General features: G+C 65.1%; 15 protein-coding genes. 6 read left to right on the top strand and 9 right to left on the bottom strand.

Annotation, left to right across the window (positions count from 1 at the left end; all coding sequences use genetic code 11):
* Positions 1 to 61: 61 nt before the first annotated feature.
* From ASF61_RS02220 to ASF61_RS02205, 4 genes are read right to left on the bottom strand one after another with little or no spacing between them, the layout of a single operon-like run.
* Positions 62 to 2116 (bottom strand): sodium:solute symporter family protein, encoded by a 2055-nt coding sequence (locus ASF61_RS02220; protein ID WP_056150679.1) that lies wholly within the window; start codon positions 2114 to 2116, stop codon positions 62 to 64.
* A complete protein-coding gene (locus tag ASF61_RS02215) occupies positions 2113 to 2373 on the bottom strand; it encodes a DUF4212 domain-containing protein (RefSeq protein WP_056150677.1) in 261 nt (86 codons plus the stop codon). Before ASF61_RS02215 ends, ASF61_RS02220 begins: the two co-directional genes overlap by 4 nt.
* 2 nt (positions 2374 to 2375) lie before the next feature.
* Entirely contained in the window at positions 2376 to 3914 is a 1539-nt protein-coding gene (locus tag ASF61_RS02210; RefSeq protein WP_056150674.1) for a sensor histidine kinase, read from the bottom strand.
* A complete protein-coding gene (locus ASF61_RS02205) occupies positions 3911 to 4621 on the bottom strand; it encodes a response regulator transcription factor (protein WP_056150672.1) in 711 nt (236 codons plus the stop codon). Before ASF61_RS02205 ends, ASF61_RS02210 begins: the two co-directional genes overlap by 4 nt.
* 201 nt (positions 4622 to 4822) lie before the next feature.
* Here ASF61_RS02205 and recA point away from each other — a divergent pair, with 201 nt between their 5' ends.
* From recA to ASF61_RS02180, 5 genes are all read left to right on the top strand, one after another.
* Positions 4823 to 5917 carry a recombinase RecA gene (gene recA / locus ASF61_RS02200; RefSeq protein ID WP_056150670.1) on the top strand — a complete coding sequence of 365 codons (1095 nt, stop codon included), beginning with the start codon at positions 4823 to 4825 and terminating at the stop codon, positions 5915 to 5917.
* A 179-nt stretch (positions 5918 to 6096) separates the two neighbouring features.
* Positions 6097 to 6552: a recombination regulator RecX gene (recX, locus tag ASF61_RS02195; RefSeq protein ID WP_056150667.1), complete on the top strand. Its 456-nt coding sequence runs from the start codon at positions 6097 to 6099 to the stop codon at positions 6550 to 6552.
* Positions 6553 to 6977: 425 nt separating this feature from the next.
* On the top strand, positions 6978 to 8144 hold the full coding sequence (gene sucC, locus ASF61_RS02190; protein WP_056150665.1) for an ADP-forming succinate--CoA ligase subunit beta: 1167 nt from the start codon (positions 6978 to 6980) through the stop codon (positions 8142 to 8144).
* Between the two features lie 13 nt (positions 8145 to 8157).
* Positions 8158 to 9039, top strand: coding sequence for a succinate--CoA ligase subunit alpha (gene sucD / locus ASF61_RS02185; protein ID WP_056150663.1), 882 nt, complete (start codon positions 8158 to 8160; stop codon positions 9037 to 9039).
* Between the two features lie 230 nt (positions 9040 to 9269).
* Positions 9270 to 9767: a pilin gene (locus tag ASF61_RS02180; protein WP_304438285.1), complete on the top strand. Its 498-nt coding sequence runs from the start codon at positions 9270 to 9272 to the stop codon at positions 9765 to 9767.
* Between the two features lie 152 nt (positions 9768 to 9919).
* Here the strand turns inward: ASF61_RS02180 and moaC are convergent, their stop codons facing one another.
* Positions 9920 to 10447 carry a cyclic pyranopterin monophosphate synthase MoaC gene (gene moaC, locus ASF61_RS02175; protein ID WP_056150662.1) on the bottom strand — a complete coding sequence of 176 codons (528 nt, stop codon included), beginning with the start codon at positions 10445 to 10447 and terminating at the stop codon, positions 9920 to 9922.
* Between the two features lie 163 nt (positions 10448 to 10610).
* On the opposite strand from moaC, the gene ASF61_RS02170 reads away from it, so the two are divergent.
* Entirely contained in the window at positions 10611 to 12332 is a 1722-nt protein-coding gene (locus ASF61_RS02170) for a M48 family metalloprotease (protein WP_056151223.1), read from the top strand.
* A 941-nt stretch (positions 12333 to 13273) separates the two neighbouring features.
* On the opposite strand, the gene ASF61_RS02160 is transcribed toward ASF61_RS02170, so the two are convergent.
* The 4 genes from ASF61_RS02160 to ASF61_RS02145 are packed head-to-tail and all read right to left on the bottom strand — an operon-like array spanning position 13274 to position 15531.
* On the bottom strand, positions 13274 to 13867 hold the full coding sequence (locus ASF61_RS02160) for a DUF2946 family protein (protein ID WP_056150658.1): 594 nt from the start codon (positions 13865 to 13867) through the stop codon (positions 13274 to 13276).
* A gap of 5 nt (positions 13868 to 13872) precedes the next feature.
* Positions 13873 to 14856: a YheT family hydrolase gene (locus ASF61_RS02155; protein WP_056150656.1), complete on the bottom strand. Its 984-nt coding sequence runs from the start codon at positions 14854 to 14856 to the stop codon at positions 13873 to 13875.
* Positions 14857 to 14865: 9 nt separating this feature from the next.
* Positions 14866 to 15294: a nuclear transport factor 2 family protein gene (locus tag ASF61_RS02150; protein ID WP_056150654.1), complete on the bottom strand. Its 429-nt coding sequence runs from the start codon at positions 15292 to 15294 to the stop codon at positions 14866 to 14868.
* 33 nt (positions 15295 to 15327) lie between these two features.
* Complete coding sequence (locus ASF61_RS02145; RefSeq protein WP_056150652.1) at positions 15328 to 15531, bottom strand: zinc-finger domain-containing protein; 204 nt, start codon at positions 15529 to 15531, stop codon at positions 15328 to 15330.
* Between the last annotated feature and the right edge of the window lie 83 nt (positions 15532 to 15614).

Below are 15614 nucleotides of genomic sequence, written 5' to 3'. Positions count from 1 at the left end.
AAATATGGTGGAATTGATAAGCGCTCCACAATAGCACCGGCCTCTGCCAAAAGCCATGAAATTATTTTTCAGGAGCACGAATATAGTCCACCAGCGCCCCGGTCTGTCCATCCTGCGGCGGCGTCAGCAGGCTGACCACTGTCATCACCAGCAGGCCGGCCGGCACGCCGAAGATACCGGCCGAGGTGGGCGCAATGTGGAACCACTGGCCGCCGGCGCTGCCGCCCAGCACCGGGTTGGCGTGCAACATGTAATACAGGCAGACGCCGAAACCGGCCACCATGCCGGCCACGGCGCCCTGGTAGTTGGCGCGCTGCCAGAACACGCCCAGCACCAGCGCCGGGAACAGCGTGGAGCCGGCCAGCGAAAACGCCGCGCCCACCAGCGTGATGATGTCGCCCGGCCGCTGCGAGGCGGCGTAGGCGGCAATGAAGGCCACGCCCAGCAGCAGCAGCTTGGAAATCGTCACCCGCTTCTGGGTCGAGGCGTGGCGATCGACGATCTTGTAATAGATGTCGTGCGACAGCGCGTTCGACATCGCCAGCAGCAGGCCGTCGGCGGTGGACAGGGCGGCAGCCAGGCCGCCGGCCGCCACCAGGCCTGACACCACGTACGGCAGCCCGGCGATCTCGGGCGCGGCCAGCACCAGCACGTCCGCATCGATGGTGATCTCGGCCAGTTGCACCACGCCGTCGTGGTTGACGTCGGTGATGCTGAACAGCGGCGTCAGCTTGTCCACGTTGGCCCAGTACGATACCCAGCCCGGCAGGTGATTGAAATCGCTGCCGACCAGCGCCGTGTAGATGTCGTACTTGACCAGCACCGCCATGGCCGGGATGGTCAGGTAGATCAGCAGGATGAAGAACAGTGACCACACCATCGATTGCCGCGTGGCGTGGACCGACGGCGTGGTGTAGGCGCGCATCAGGATGTGCGGCAGCGCCACCGTGCCCAGCATCAGGCAGAACACCAGCGCGACGAAGTTGTTGCGCTTGATGGCGGAGGTGGCGGCGTCGCCCGCATAGGGTTCGGCATGCGGGTTGATCGGCCGGGCCCGGGCCAGGTTGTAGGCAAGCGCCTGGGCCCATTCGCTGGCGGCGATGTCCGGGTTCTTGGGATAGGCCATCAGCGCCCGCTCGGCGCTGCGGATCTCGTACAGCGAGGCGTTGCGGCGCTTGACCTGGTCGAGCCGGCGCTCGGCGTTGCGCCGCCCCGCTTCCCACGAGGCGGGCAGGTCGGCCAGGCGCTGGCGGTAATCGTCGGCGCGCTGCCGGAAGATGGCGCGCACCTCGGCTTCCTTCGGATCGGCCTGCAAGACCGCCTCGCGCGCGCTGAGCTTGGGCAGCAGCTTGCCGTAGGCCACCTGCGGCACCGGGTTGTCGCTGAGCTTGATCGACATCCAGACCGCCGGCAGCAGGAACGCCACCACGATGATGATGTATTGCGCCACCTGGGTCCAGGTGATGGCCCTCATGCCGCCCAGGAAGGAGCACACCAGGATCGACGCCAGCCCGAGAAAAATCCCCACCGAAAAATCGACGCCGGTAAAGCGCGACGTGATCAGCCCCACCGCGTAGATCTGCGCCACCACGTAGGTAAACGAGACGATGATGGTGGCCAGCACCGCCATGATGCGCACCAGCCTGCCGGCGCGGTTGTCGTCGTCGCCGACGCCGCCGAAGCGCATGGCCAGGAAGTCGGGGATCGTGTACTGGCAAAACTTGCGCAGGTAGGGCGCGATCAGCAGCGCCACCAGCACGTAGCCGCCGGTCCAGCCCATGATGTAGGCCAGGCCGTCGAAGCCGTGCAGGTACAGGCCGCCGGCCAGGCTGATGAAGCTGGCCGCCGAGATCCAGTCGGCAGCGGTGGCCATGCCGTTGAACATGGCCGGCACGCGCCGCCCGGCCACGTAATATTCGAGCACATTCGATGTGCGGCTGAGCACGCCCAGGGTGGCGTACAGCACGATGGTGGCGAACATGAACAGGTAGCCGATCCAGATGCGCGGCATGCCCTCCTGTTCCAGCAGGATCAGCGCCAGCAGGAAGCCGCCGAAGCCGGCCGTAAACAGCAGGTAGTAGCGGCGCAGTTTGCCGAAGAAGCTGCGCTCCGTCATCGCGCCTCCGCAGCGGCGCGCGCCTGGCGGTCGAGGCGGCGCATGCGCCAGGCATAGAAGCCGACGATGGCCAGGTACACGAGCGACGCGCCTTGTGCGGCCAGGTAGAACGACAGCGGCCAGCCAAATACCGACAGGTGGTTCAGTTCGCGTGCAAAAAACGCCGCGCAAAACGTGGTCACCAGCCACAGCAGCAACAGGCCGGCCGTCAGGCGGCGCGTCTGCTGCCAGTGGCGGTGGCGGGTGGCTTTATCCATGGTTATCCAAAGTGGGGCGGTTCGTCGGGCGCATCCGGTGCGGCAGGGGCGGGCGGCAGCGGGAAGGTCAGGCGGAACAGGCTGCCCGGCAGGCGCGCCAGCTGCACGCGCGGGTTGTTGAACACATCGACCTCGGCGCCGTGCTGGTGGGCGATTTCGCGCACGATCGCCAGGCCCAGGCCACTGCCTTCGGCGGTGTTGCCGAGGATGCGGTAAAAGCGCTCGAACACGCGCGTGCGCTCGGCCGGCGGAATGCCCGGTCCCGTGTCTTCCACTTCCAGCAGCGCGTGCTGTTCGGGGTCGGCCCGCACGCGCACGGTGACGCTGCCGCCGGCCGGCGTGTAGCGCAGCGCGTTGTCGATCAGGTTCGACAGCAGCTCGCGTAACATGGTCGGGTCGCCCGCGATGTGGACAGGCGCCGGCGGTTCTTCGTAGCCGAGGTCGATCTGCTGGGCGAACGACGCCTGCACCCAGTCGTGCACGGTGCTGCGCGCGAGCGCCGACAGTTCCAGCGGCACCAGCGCGGCGCCCGACTGCGGCTGGTTCTCCGCCCGCGCCAGCGCCAGCAGCTGGTTGACCAGCCGCGTGGCGGCCTGCGAACTCTTGGCCAGCTGTTCCAGCGAGCGGTGGATTTCGCCGCTGTCGGTCTGGCGCAGCGCCAGCTCGGACTGCATACGCATGCCGGCCAGCGGCGTGCGCATCTGGTGCGCGGCGTCGGCGATGAAGCGTTTCTGCATCTCGATCGTGTGGCCTAGCCGTTCCAGCATCTCGTTGAGCGACCCGACCAGCGGCGAGATTTCCTCCGGCACCAGGTTGGCGGCGATGGGGCTGAGGTCGTCCGAGCCGCGCGCGCGGATCCGCTCCTGCAGCTGGGCCAGCGGCGACAGGCCGCGCGACAGCGCAAACCAGACCAGCGCCAGCACGATGGGCAGGATGATGAACTGCGGCAGGATCACGCCCTTGATGATCTCGTTGGCCAGGCGCGCGCGCTTTTCCAGCGTCTCTGCCACCTGCACCAGCGCCAGCGGCGGATGGCCGGCGCCGGCATCGGCGCCCGCTTCGAGGCGCAGGTGGATCGAGGCCACGCGCACCGGCGTGCCATGCATGATGTCGTTGCGAAAGCGTACGCTGCCGGCGCGCACCAGGTCTTCATCGGGATCGCTGCCCGGGTGCGGCAGGTCGCGGTCGCCGTCGATGATGTTGCCGTGCGGGTCCTGGACCTGGAAATAGATATTGTCGATATCGTCGGCGCGCAAGATGTCGCGCGCGGCGCTGGACAGACCCTGGATCAGCTTGCCGTCGACCGAGCGCACCTGCTGCGCCAGCACCGTCACGCTGTCCTCGAGCGCGTGGTCGAACGGCTGGTTGGCGATCGACTTGGCCACCAGGTAGGTGATCACGATGCTCATCGGCCACAGCAGCAGCAGCGGCGCCAGCATCCAGTCGAGGATCTCGCCGAACAGCGAGCGTTGCATGCTTTCGTCGGGCTCGACGGCCGGCGGCTGGTACTCCGGCGTGTCGTCGGGCGCCGCAGGCTTCACTTGACGGCGTCCCCGGCTTCCACGACCGTGGCGCGCGCATCGCTGTATTTTTCCAGGCAGTAGCCGAGGCCGCGCACGGTGACGATGCGCACGCCGCCCACCTCGATCTTCTTGCGCAGCCGGTGGACATAGACTTCGATGGCGTTGTTGCTCACTTCCTCGCCCCATTCGCACAGGTGATCGACCAGCTGTTCCTTGGAGACCAGGCGGCCGGTACGGGCCAGCAGAATTTCCAGCAAGCCCAGCTCGCGCGCGGACAGATCCAGCATCTGCTCGTGGATGTAGGCGCTGCGCCCCACCTGGTCGTACGACAGCGGGCCGTGGCGGATCACGGTGGCGCCGCCGCCGGCGCCGCGGCGGGTCAGGGCGCGCACGCGCGCCTCGAGCTCCGACAGCGCGAACGGCTTGGCCATGTAGTCGTCGGCGCCCAGGTCGAGGCCGTTGACGCGCTGCTCGATCGAGTCGGCCGCCGTCAGGATCAGCACTGGCAGCAGCGACCCGCGCGCGCGCAGTCGGCGCAGCACCTCCAGCCCGGACAGCCGCGGCAGGCCGAGGTCGAGGATCAGCAAATCGAACTCTTGGGTGGAGAGGGCGGTGTCGGCTTCCTGGCCGTTGCGCACGCAATCGATGGCGTAGCCGGACTGGCGCAGCGAGCGGGTGAGGCCGTCGGCCAGAACGCTGTCATCTTCGGCAAGTAATATTCGCATGGGGTTGTTCCGGGCGCCTGCAAGAGCTGAAACCGGTATTGTGTGGGATTTTGCCCACGATGGCGAATTTTTGCGCGCAGCCGTGGTCCGGCAAAATTAATCGACATTTCAATCAAATCGCGCTTGCGCTCAGCACTGTTTTTTTATACAGTACTGCCTGTACCGACACATTGTCGCCACTCCACTGGTTGAAAGCACATTATGGACGATAAAAAAGCTGTAGTACCCGCATCCGAGAAAGCCAAGGCGCTGGCCGCCGCGCTGGCACAGATTGAGAAGCAGTTCGGCAAAGGTTCCGTCATGCGCATGGATTCCAGTGCGCCGATCGAAGAAGTGCAGGTCGTCTCCACCGGCTCGCTGGGGCTGGACGTGGCGCTCGGCGTCGGCGGCCTGCCGCGCGGCCGTGTGGTGGAAATCTATGGCCCGGAATCTTCGGGTAAAACCACGCTGACCCTGCAAACCATCGCTGAAATGCAAAAACTGGGCGGCACCTGCGCCTTTATCGACGCCGAACACGCGCTCGACGTCACCTACGCCCAGAAGCTCGGCGTCAACCTGGGCGAACTGCTGATCTCGCAGCCGGACACGGGCGAACAGGCGCTTGAAATCTGCGACGCGCTGGTGCGCTCGGGCTCGGTGGACATGGTCGTGGTCGACTCCGTGGCAGCGCTGACGCCGCGCGCCGAGATCGAAGGCGACATGGGCGACTCGCTGCCCGGCCTGCAGGCGCGCCTGATGTCGCAGGCGCTGCGCAAGCTGACCGGCTCGATCAACCGCACCAACACCCTGGTCATCTTCATCAACCAGATCCGCATGAAGATCGGCGTCATGTTCGGTAGCCCGGAAACCACCACCGGCGGTAACGCGCTGAAGTTCTACGCCTCCGTGCGTCTGGACATCCGCCGCACCGGCTCGATCAAGTCCGGCGACGAGGTGATCGGTAACGAAACCAAGGTCAAGGTCGTCAAGAACAAGATCGCGCCGCCGTTCAAGGAAGCGCACTTCGACATCCTGTACGGCGCCGGCACCTCGCGCGAAGGCGAGATCCTGGACCTGGGCGTGGAAGCGAAGATCGTCGAGAAATCGGGCTCGTGGTACAGCTACAACGGCGAGCGCGTCGGTCAGGGCAAGGACAATGCCCGCATCTTCCTGCAGGAGCGTCCGCAGCTGGCGTGGGAAATCGAAAACCGCGTGCGCGAATCGCTGGGCGTGCGCGCACTGCCGCCACTGGCGGCCGACAAGCCGGAAACCGTGGTCAAGCTCAAGCCGGTCAAGGGCGAGGCCGACGCGGCGTAAGCCAAGCCAGTAAAGTCTTGCTGTAACTGTAGTAATCGTCGTAATCGTCGTAATCGTAGTAACCGTTGGCAGTCGTCCCGTCACCCCCGCGCAGGCGGGGATCCAATTGTCCACGCCGTCAATTGGGCTCCCGCCTGCGCAGGGCGACGGCGCAACTGCTGTCGCAGAGGTTCCCCACCATGCCCCGTCCTCCCCTCAGCCTCAAGGCCCGCGCCCTGCGCTATCTGTCACAGCGCGAGCACAGTCGTCTCGAACTGTCGCGCAAGCTGGCGCGCTATGCGGAAGACGGCGACGACGTCGAGGCCCTGCTCGACCTGCTCGAAAAAAACAACTGGCTGTCGCAGGCACGCTTTTCCGAATCGCTGATCCACCGCCGCGCCGCCCGCTTCGGCAACGCCCGCATCATGGCCGAACTGCAAAGCCACGGCGTGCAGGGCGAGGCGCTGCAGGAACTCAAGGAAGGCCTGGCCGATACCGAGACTGCGCGCTGCTGCGAGATCTGGCAACGCAAGTTCGGCGCGGTCGCCACCGACCCCGAGCAGCGCAACAAGCAGATGCGTTTCCTGCTGCAGCGCGGCTTTTCCCAGCGCGCGATCCGCACCGCCATGCAGGGCACGGCCGATTTCGACCAGTGATGACCGCCATCTGCGACGTGTATACCGCGCCGCCCACCATGGTTGCGTGCTCGATGCAATGATCGGTATCAACTCGGTCTGGTGTGTGCTACACTTTTACGGTTTTTGCAGCACCGTGGGTGCGGTGGTTGTCCGTAGAAGCTACGGCAACGTATATTTTTTATAAGAGAATATACAGGGCTGCTAACCAATCATGCCGCGCGAGCGGTAGTCATCTTATGTCATTGTCGATTCCTGTTTCCCGTTGTGCGTCCTGCACGCGCGCGATCGTCGCTACAGCGTACCTGCGCCGTGGTGGGCCCCATGGTATCGATGCCGGTTACACCCCCTCCTGCACCCCCCGAACACAGCTTCACCGTTAGAGCAGCACACTATTCCGCAGTCTTAACCGATTTATACACATCAGCATCAGAAGGGAAGCCAGCATGAAGATCCATGAGTATCAAGGCAAAGAAATCCTCCGGAAATACGGAGTGACGGTACCGCGCGGCATTCCGTGCATGACCGTAGAAGAGGCAGTCAAAGCTGCTGAAACCTTGGGCGGCCCGGTCTGGGTTGTAAAAGCGCAGATCCACGCCGGTGGCCGTGGTAAAGGCGGCGGAGTGAAAGTTGCCAAGTCGATCGAACAAGTCAAGGAATACGCCGACCAGATCATGGGCATGCAGCTGGTGACCCACCAGACCGGCCCGGAAGGCCAGAAAGTACGCCGCCTGCTGATCGAAGAAGGCGCGGACATCAAGAAAGAACTGTACGTCTCGCTGGTCACCGACCGCGTGTCGCAGCGCGTCGTGCTGATGGCCTCGTCGGAAGGCGGCATGGACATCGAAGAAGTCGCTGAATCGCACCCTGAAAAAATCCACTCGATCGCCATCGATCCGGCCGTCGGCCTGACCGACGCCGAAGCGGCCGACATCGCCGCCAAGATCGGCGTGCCGGAAGGCTCGATCGCCGATGCCGTCACTAACCTGCAAGGCCTGTACAAAGCCTACTGGGAAACCGACGCGTCGCTGGCCGAAATCAACCCGCTGATCCTGACCGGTTCGGGCAAGGTCATCGCCCTGGATGCCAAGTTCAACTTCGATGCGAACGCGCTGTTCCGCCGTCCTGACATCGTCGCCTACCGCGACCTGGACGAAGAAGATCCGGCCGAAGTCGAAGCATCGAAATTCGACCTCGCTTACATCTCGCTCGACGGCAACATCGGCTGCCTGGTGAACGGCGCCGGCCTGGCCATGGCCACCATGGACACCATCAAGCTGTTCGGCGGCGAACCGGCCAACTTCCTGGACGTGGGCGGTGGCGCCACGGCCGAGAAAGTGACCGAAGCGTTCAAGATCATGCTGAAAAACCCGGAACTGAAAGCGATCCTGGTGAACATCTTCGGCGGCATCATGCGCTGCGACGTGATCGCCGAAGGCGTGATCACCGCATCGAAAGCCGTGTCGCTGCAAGTGCCACTGGTCGTCCGCATGAAGGGCACCAACGAAGACCTGGGCAAGAAGATGCTGGCCGACTCCGGTCTGCCGATCATCGCCGCCGACACCATGGAAGACGCAGCGAAGAGCGTTGTTGCAGCCGCTGCTGGTAAATAATTAAGGAACCACTATGTCTATTCTGATCAACAAAGACACCAAAGTCATCACCCAGGGCATCACCGGTAAAACCGGCCAGTTCCACACCCGCATGTGCCGCGACTACGCGAACGGCAAAAACGCCTTCGTTGCTGGCGTGAACCCGAAAAAAGCCGGCGAAGACTTCGAAGGCATCCCGATTTTCGCCAATGTCACCGAAGCGAAAAAAGAAACCGGCGCCACCGTGTCGGTGATCTACGTGCCGCCAGCAGGCGCAGCAGCTGCGATCTGGGAAGCCGTGGAAGCGGACCTGGACCTGGCCATTTGCATCACCGAAGGCATTCCAGTGCGCGACATGATGGAACTGAAAGACCGCATGGCCAAAGCCGGTTCCAAGACTCTGCTGCTGGGCCCGAACTGCCCAGGCCTGATCACCCCTGACGAAATCAAGATCGGCATCATGCCAGGCCACATCCACAAGAAGGGCCGTATCGGCGTGGTCTCGCGCTCGGGCACCCTGACCTATGAAGCAGTCGGCCAGCTGACCGCACTGGGCCTGGGCCAGTCGTCGGCAGTCGGTATCGGCGGCGACCCGATCAATGGTCTCAAGCACATCGACGTGATGAAGATGTTCAACGACGATCCTGATACCGACGCGGTCATCATGATCGGCGAAATCGGCGGTCCGGACGAAGCCAACGCAGCGCGCTGGATCAAGGACAACATGAAGAAGCCAGTGGTCGGTTTCATCGCCGGCGTCACCGCGCCACCAGGCAAGCGCATGGGCCACGCCGGCGCGCTGATCTCGGGCGGCGACGACACCGCACAAGCCAAGCTGGACATCATGGAAGCATGCGGCATCACCGTCACCAAGAACCCGTCGGAAATGGCGCGTCTGCTGAAAGCGATGCTGTAACAGTCAGCGCGATTGCAGGATAACAAAAGGGAGCCTCGTGCTCCCTTTTTTCATGTCGGCCGCACGAGGATTGACGAAAATTGTCAGGCCTGACAAATCGCGCCAGCACGGCTGACAAAAAACGGCAGTTTTGGCGTGCCCGTGACAGGATTTACCCGGGCGCGGCGCTGGCACGGCGCTTGCGATAGAGCGGTGGTGACACCCAACCCTCTCAACCCGGAGACGCAACCATGAAATCGCTGAAATCCATGAAGTCCATGCAATCGATGAAGTCCCAGGCACAAGCCGGCTTCACCCTGATCGAACTGATGATCGTCGTCGCCATCATCGGCATCCTGGCCGCCGTGGCCATTCCTGCTTACAGCAACTACACGGTCAAGGCCAAGGTTGCTAACATCATGTCGGCTGCCGATCCTGTGAAGACCGCTGTCGCCATGTGCGCGCAGGAAGCTGGCGGTTCAGCTGCCGGTTGCAACGCCGGCGCGAACGGTGTTCCTACCATTAACAAGACCAAGGAAATCGCCTCCGGCACGGTGACGGACGGCATCATCGTGCTGACGTTGGCCGACGGTGTGGCGAGCGGTGCCCAAGGCCAGACTGTCACCTTTACGCCTAACATCACCGCTGGCAGTTCCAGTGTGACCTGGACCGCGACGACCGCAGTGACCAATACGGCATTCTCCGACGCGCTGACGAAAAACAATCCTCCAGCAGTTGCAAGCAACTAATTTAGTAACAGGCACGGAGGAGGACGATCGGCAGGCCGGTTCCTCCCCGTATCACTTCCCCTTCTGGCAAAGCTGTAACGTCCCTGTCGCTGTATCGCGGGTACGTTCTCCCCGCAAGCTTCCTGGGCGCAATGCGCCACTTTCAGACCGGCTCAGCTGGTCACACTCCAGTCCCCCGATTTACCCCCGTGCTTTTCCATGACCCGGATTTCTCCCATCACCATGCCGCGATCGACGGCCTTGCACATGTCGTAGACGGTCAGCAGGCCGACCTGCACGGCGGTCAGTGCTTCCATTTCGACGCCGGTCTTGCCGTAGGTCTCCACCTGCGCGCGGCAATGGACGCTGGCGTGGGCGGTGTCGGTCTCGAAGTCGACCGCCACGCGGGTCAGGGCCAGCGGGTGGCACAGCGGGATCAGGTCGCTGGTACGCTTGGCCGCCATGATGGCAGCGATGCGGGCGATGCCGAGCACGTCGCCTTTTTTTGCCGTGCCGCCCAGGATGATGGCCAGCGTTTCCGGCTTCATGCGGATGGTGCCGGAGGCAACGGCGATGCGGTGGGTTTGTTCCTTGGCGCCGACGTCGACCATGTGGGCCTGGCCGGTGGCGTCGAAGTGGGTCAGGTGGTCGGCCTGGTCAAGGGGGGCAACGGCAGGGGAGTGCGATACGGTGTCGGTCATGGATGGCGTCGGTGGCGAGGATGTTCGGATGGGCGCGGCAGTGGGCCGGCGCCCCGGTTGCGGGTATCATAGCACCGTGAAATCAAAACACCGCCTCCTACCCCGCGCCCGCCGTCCCCTGCGCCTGAGCCTGCGCGTGGCCGTGGCGGCCTTGTCGATCGCGATGCCGCTGGCGCTGGCGCAAACCGCGCTGGCGCCGGCCAGGATTCCCAACCTGCCGACGCTGGGCGATGCCGAGCGCCAGGACCTGTCGCCGATTACGGAACGCAAGATCGGCGAAGAAATCATGCGCGACATCCGCCGTGACCGCGATTTCCTCGACGACGGCCCCATCCTCGAATACCTGAACAACTTCGGTAACGCGCTGGTGGCGGCGCGCCCGGGCGCGCGCGGCGAAGCCAATTACGACTATTACTTTTTCGCGGTGCGCGATCCCCAGCTCAATGCCTTCGCGCTGCCCGGCGGCTTCATCGCCGTGCACTCGGGCCTGCTGCTGGCCGCGCAGAGCGAGTCGGAGCTGGCGTCGGTGATGGGGCACGAGATCGGCCACGTGGTGCAGCGTCATATTGCCCGCTCGATCGGCCAGCAAAAGCAGGATGCGCTGATCCCGCTGGCGGCCATGATCCTGGCCGCGCTGGCTTCGCGCGCTGGCGGCGATGCGGCAATGGGTGTGTTCCTGGGCGGGCAGGGGCTGGCGATGCAGCGCCAGCTCAATTTCGGCCGCGATGCCGAGCGCGAGGCCGACCGCATTGGCTTCCAGATCATGGGCGAAGCCGGCTTTGATACGACCGGCATGGTGGCGTTCTTCCAGCGCATGCAGTCGGCCACGCGCAATTACAGCGACCTGGTGCCGGCCTATCTGCAAACCCACCCTTTGACCACCGAGCGCATCGCCGACATCCAGGCGCGCATCCGCGAGCAGCCGTATAAACAGCGCGCCGACAGCCTGGAGTTTTACCTGGTGCGCTCGCGCGCGCGCGTGTTGCAGGCGCAAGGCGCGCAGGACATGGCCGAGGCCAGGCAATTCTTCGAACAGCAGATGAAGCAGGAAAACCGCTACCAGCTGACGGCCGGCCAGTATGGCATGGCGTTCTGGTCGCTCAAGAATGGCGACCCGGCCAGCGCCCAGCTGTGGCTGGACAAGGCGCGCGGTACCTTCAACAAGCCGCCGCCGGCCGGCACGTTCAGCGCCGCGCCCAAGCCGGCGTCCGATGCGATCTTCGTCACCACCTCGATCGAAATCAAGCTGGGCAAGACCGACGATCCGGCCTCGATTGCCCAGGGCCTGGCCGAAGCCAAAGCAGCGCAGCAGAAGTTTCCGCTGTCGCGCACGGTATCGCACCTGTATGCCGAAGCCATGATCGCTGCCGGCAAGTACGACGAGGCGGACAGCTACCTGCGCGACCAGGCCCAGCTTTACCGCGACGAACCGGAAGTCTTCGATTACCTGGCGCAGGTGTATTCCAAGCAGGGCAAGATCGCCTTGCAGCACATTGCGCTGGCCGAATCGTACATGCTGCAAGGGGGCACGCTGTCGGCGCTGGACCAGCTCAGTCTGGCGCGCAAGGCGCCCGACGCCTCGTTCTATGACCAGGCCCTGATCGATGCGCGCGAGCGCGAGTGGCAGGCGCGCCAGCGCGAGGCGATGGGCGACAAGGCCAAGAAAGACCTGGCGTCGCAGCCGGCGTTCAAGGCCGAGCTGCGCAGCAGTAATGGCGGCAATGGTGGCAGCGGCAGCAACGCCGGTAACGGTGCCAACGGTCTCAATGGCGCCGCCGGCGACAGCGACAGGGACTGGACCGATCCGTCGGGCCGCCTGCATCAACGCAGCGACCCGTTCGAGCGCCTGCGGCAACGGCCGGACAGCGACGGCTGGTCGCGCTAGAGCGTCCGTCGCCATGGCGCTGGCGGTCGGCGGTTCGTGCCTTCGCAGAGACGACGAGGTGGGCAGGCCTGCGTCCCCCGGCGATGACGGACAGTCCGGTCGCCGCCGTCACGCAGGCGACCGTGCCCGCAGGCCAGCGTACGCCAACGACGGCAGTAAGTCCGGCCTCGCCTTCAAACAGGTGACCGTTTCGGCGTGACCGCATACCCCAGTGATGGCGGAAAGTCTGGCTTCCGCCGTCATGCAGGCGACCGTGTGGGCAGGCCAGCGTACCCCAGTGATGGGGAAAGTCTGGTCCAGTGCCATCACCCAGGCGACCGTGTCGTCGGGACGGCATACCCCAGCGACGACGGAAAGTCTGGCTTCCGCCGTCATGCAGGCGACCGTGTGGGCAGGCCAGCGTACCCCAGTGATGGGGAAAGTCTGGTCCACCGCCATCACCCAGGCGACCGTGTCGGCAGGACGGCATACCCCAGCGACGACGGAAAGTCTGGCTTCCGCCGTCATGCAGGCGACCGTGTGGGCAGGCCGGCGTACCCCAGTGATGGGGAAAGTCTGGTCCACCGCCATCACCCAGGCGACCGTGTCGGCAGGACGGCATACCCCAGCGACGGCGGAAAGTCTGGTCACCGCCATCACGCAGGCGACTGTGTCGGCAGACCAGCGTAGCCCAGCGGCGGCAGAAAGTCAGGTCACCGCCGTCACACAGGCGACCGTGTCGGCAGGAAGGCGACGCTTGGCCTGGTCAGCTTGCGGCAGCGACGGCGCGACATCGGGCCACGGCCGTCGTGGACGACAGTCTCGGCAGACGTGTCAATGCCTCGAAGGCCGGCAGGGTGCAGCGACGGGGACGTGTGCCGGCAGGCCCGGCCTCGCACCGACCGCGCACCGACCGCGCACCGCAGCGCTGCAGCACTTCCGGTTCGGCAAGCATCGCGCCGCTAGCCGGCAGCAGTGGGCACGCTGATGAAACCGAAGCGCCGGCCCAGCTGATCGGCGTGCACGCGTTCGACGGCGAGCTGGCGGTCGCCATCGGCCAGCATCAGCGGCGCCGCCGGATCGTCGAGCCAGGCCAGCAGCGCCTCGTCGCTGACCGGTACGCCGTGCAGCCGCAGGCGCGGCAAGACCTGGGCGATGTCGCGGTCGTCGAGCTGGGCCACGACATCGTTTCCGGCCACGACCAGCGCACCGTCACCGGTCAGCGCCACCGTCTCAATGGCGGGCATCGCCGTGCCCGTGTGCAGCAGCCAGCCGGCGGCAGGATCGGTGCGCACGATGTAGGGCGTTGCCGCCAGCTGCACGTACACGCGCTGGGGACCGTTCTGGAAGTACCAGCAGCCGCGTTGGTCGGCAGCGTAATTGCGGTTGATGAAGCCGACCAGGGCAGCGTTGGTCAGCTTGTCGCCGGGCAGCTCGAGGTGCTGGGCGCGCTCGTCGCGCATGCGCCAGTGGCCGCGTGCGTCGAGCGCCAGCCAGCCGTAGCAATGGGGTACGTCGGGCCACTTGGCCAGTGCCTGCCGGACTATCTCATCCATTCATCTCACCCATGTTTCAGCCGTCCTTCAGGTTCGCTGTCTCGTTGATCGTCGGCGCCGTCGAAAAACTGCAGCACGCGCTGCGGTAGCCAGTCCAGCCTGCCGGGCAGTGCGCCCACCGCAAAGCCCACGTGGCCACCATGTTCAGGATACGCGAGCACCACCTTCGGCGCCGCACGTTGCGGCAGGTGGCGGCCGGGCAGGAAGGGATCGTTCTTCGCGTTGAGCACCAGCGTGGGCACGGTGATGTCGCCGAGGATGTGCTTGGCGCTGGCGCGGTCCCAGTAATCGTCGGTGTCGCGGTAGCCGTGCAGCGGGGCGGTCACCACGTTGTCGAACGCGTACAGGTCGCGCGCGGCGCGCAGTGCTTCGCGGTCGTACAGGCCGGGGAACTGGTCGAGCTTGGCGATGCACTTGGGCTTGAGCGTTTGCAGGAACATGCGCGTGTACACGCGGTTGAAGCCGCGCGACAGCGCGGCGCCGCCCTGGGCCAGGTCCAGCGGCGCCGATATCGCGCAGGCGGCAGCGATGAAATCGGCCTGGTGCTGCGATTCGCCGAGCCAGCGCAACAGGGCGTTGCCGCCGAGCGAGACGCCGACGGCGTAGCATGGTCCGGCGTGGCGGGCGTGCAGGCGGCGCACGATCCAGTCCACCTCGGCGGCGTCGCCCGAGTGGTAGAAGCGCGGCGCGCGGTTGGCCTCGCCCGAGCAGCCGCGAAAATGCGGCACCGCGCCGGTCCAGCCGCGCGCGGCCACGGCCGCCATCAGCGCGCGCGCGTAATGGCTGTCGGACGAGCCTTCCAGTCCGTGAAACAGGATCACCAGCGGCTGGCCCGGCGTCCCGTCGACCACATCGACGTCGATAAAGTCGCCGTCCGGTGCATCCCAGCGCTCGCGCCGGTAGCGCACGGCCGGTCTGGCGATGCACTTGGCGGGATAAATGGTTTGCAGGTGGCCGCCGGGCAGCCACAACGGTGCGGGGTAGTTCACTGCGGGCGGTCAGTGCAGGATTTGCGCCTGCGGATCGACAGGCGCGGGGCCGGGCGCGATCGATACGTGGTGCAGCACGATGCGCCAGCCGCGCGGCGTTTTGCTGTAGACATTGGTCGCCAGCAGGTGCGCCGGCTCGCCGCTGGCGGCAGTCGTGCCTTCGACCACCGTGTGGACCGAACTCATCAGCGTGTGGGTTTCGTGCAGCTGCGACGGCAGGATCTGCAGGCCGCCCTGCGCCAGGATCGCCTCCCACGCGGTGCGGATGGCGGCATGGCCGATCAGGCGCGGGCCGCCCGGGTGGATGCAGACGATCTCGTCGTCGTCGGCCCACAGGGCCATCAGCGCATCGACATCGGCCCGGTTGAGGGCATCGTAGAACGCCGCTTCGGTTTCGGCAGCGCTGCCGTTCATCTGTTTGAGACGTTTATTGGGCATGCTGCAAATTCCGGGCAATGGGCAACAAGGGACTTAGTGGTGGCCGACGACGGTGCCCGGTTTCAGGCGGTAGGCGGTGCCGCAATACGGGCACTTGGCGCTGCCGTGGTGGTCGAATTCGAGGAACACGCGCGGGTGCGACGACCACAGCGGCATGGCCGGGTTGGGGCAGTGCGCCGGCAGGTCCTTGCCGTCGAGTTCAACTGCGGCGGCTGCGTTGGTGGGTTGGGCGGTCATGTTATGCGGGCTCCGAAGGCAAGGGAAAACCACGATTTTAACGGATTCGCGCAGTGCGCAAAAATCATCGGTAAAATAGCGCC

Origin of the sequence: Duganella sp. Leaf126, from assembly GCF_001423125.1 — a bacterium.
GTDB lineage: Bacteria > Pseudomonadota > Gammaproteobacteria > Burkholderiales > Burkholderiaceae_D > Rugamonas.
Note: the sequence above shows the minus strand (reverse complement) of the source record. Positions and strands in the feature narration are given on the sequence as shown.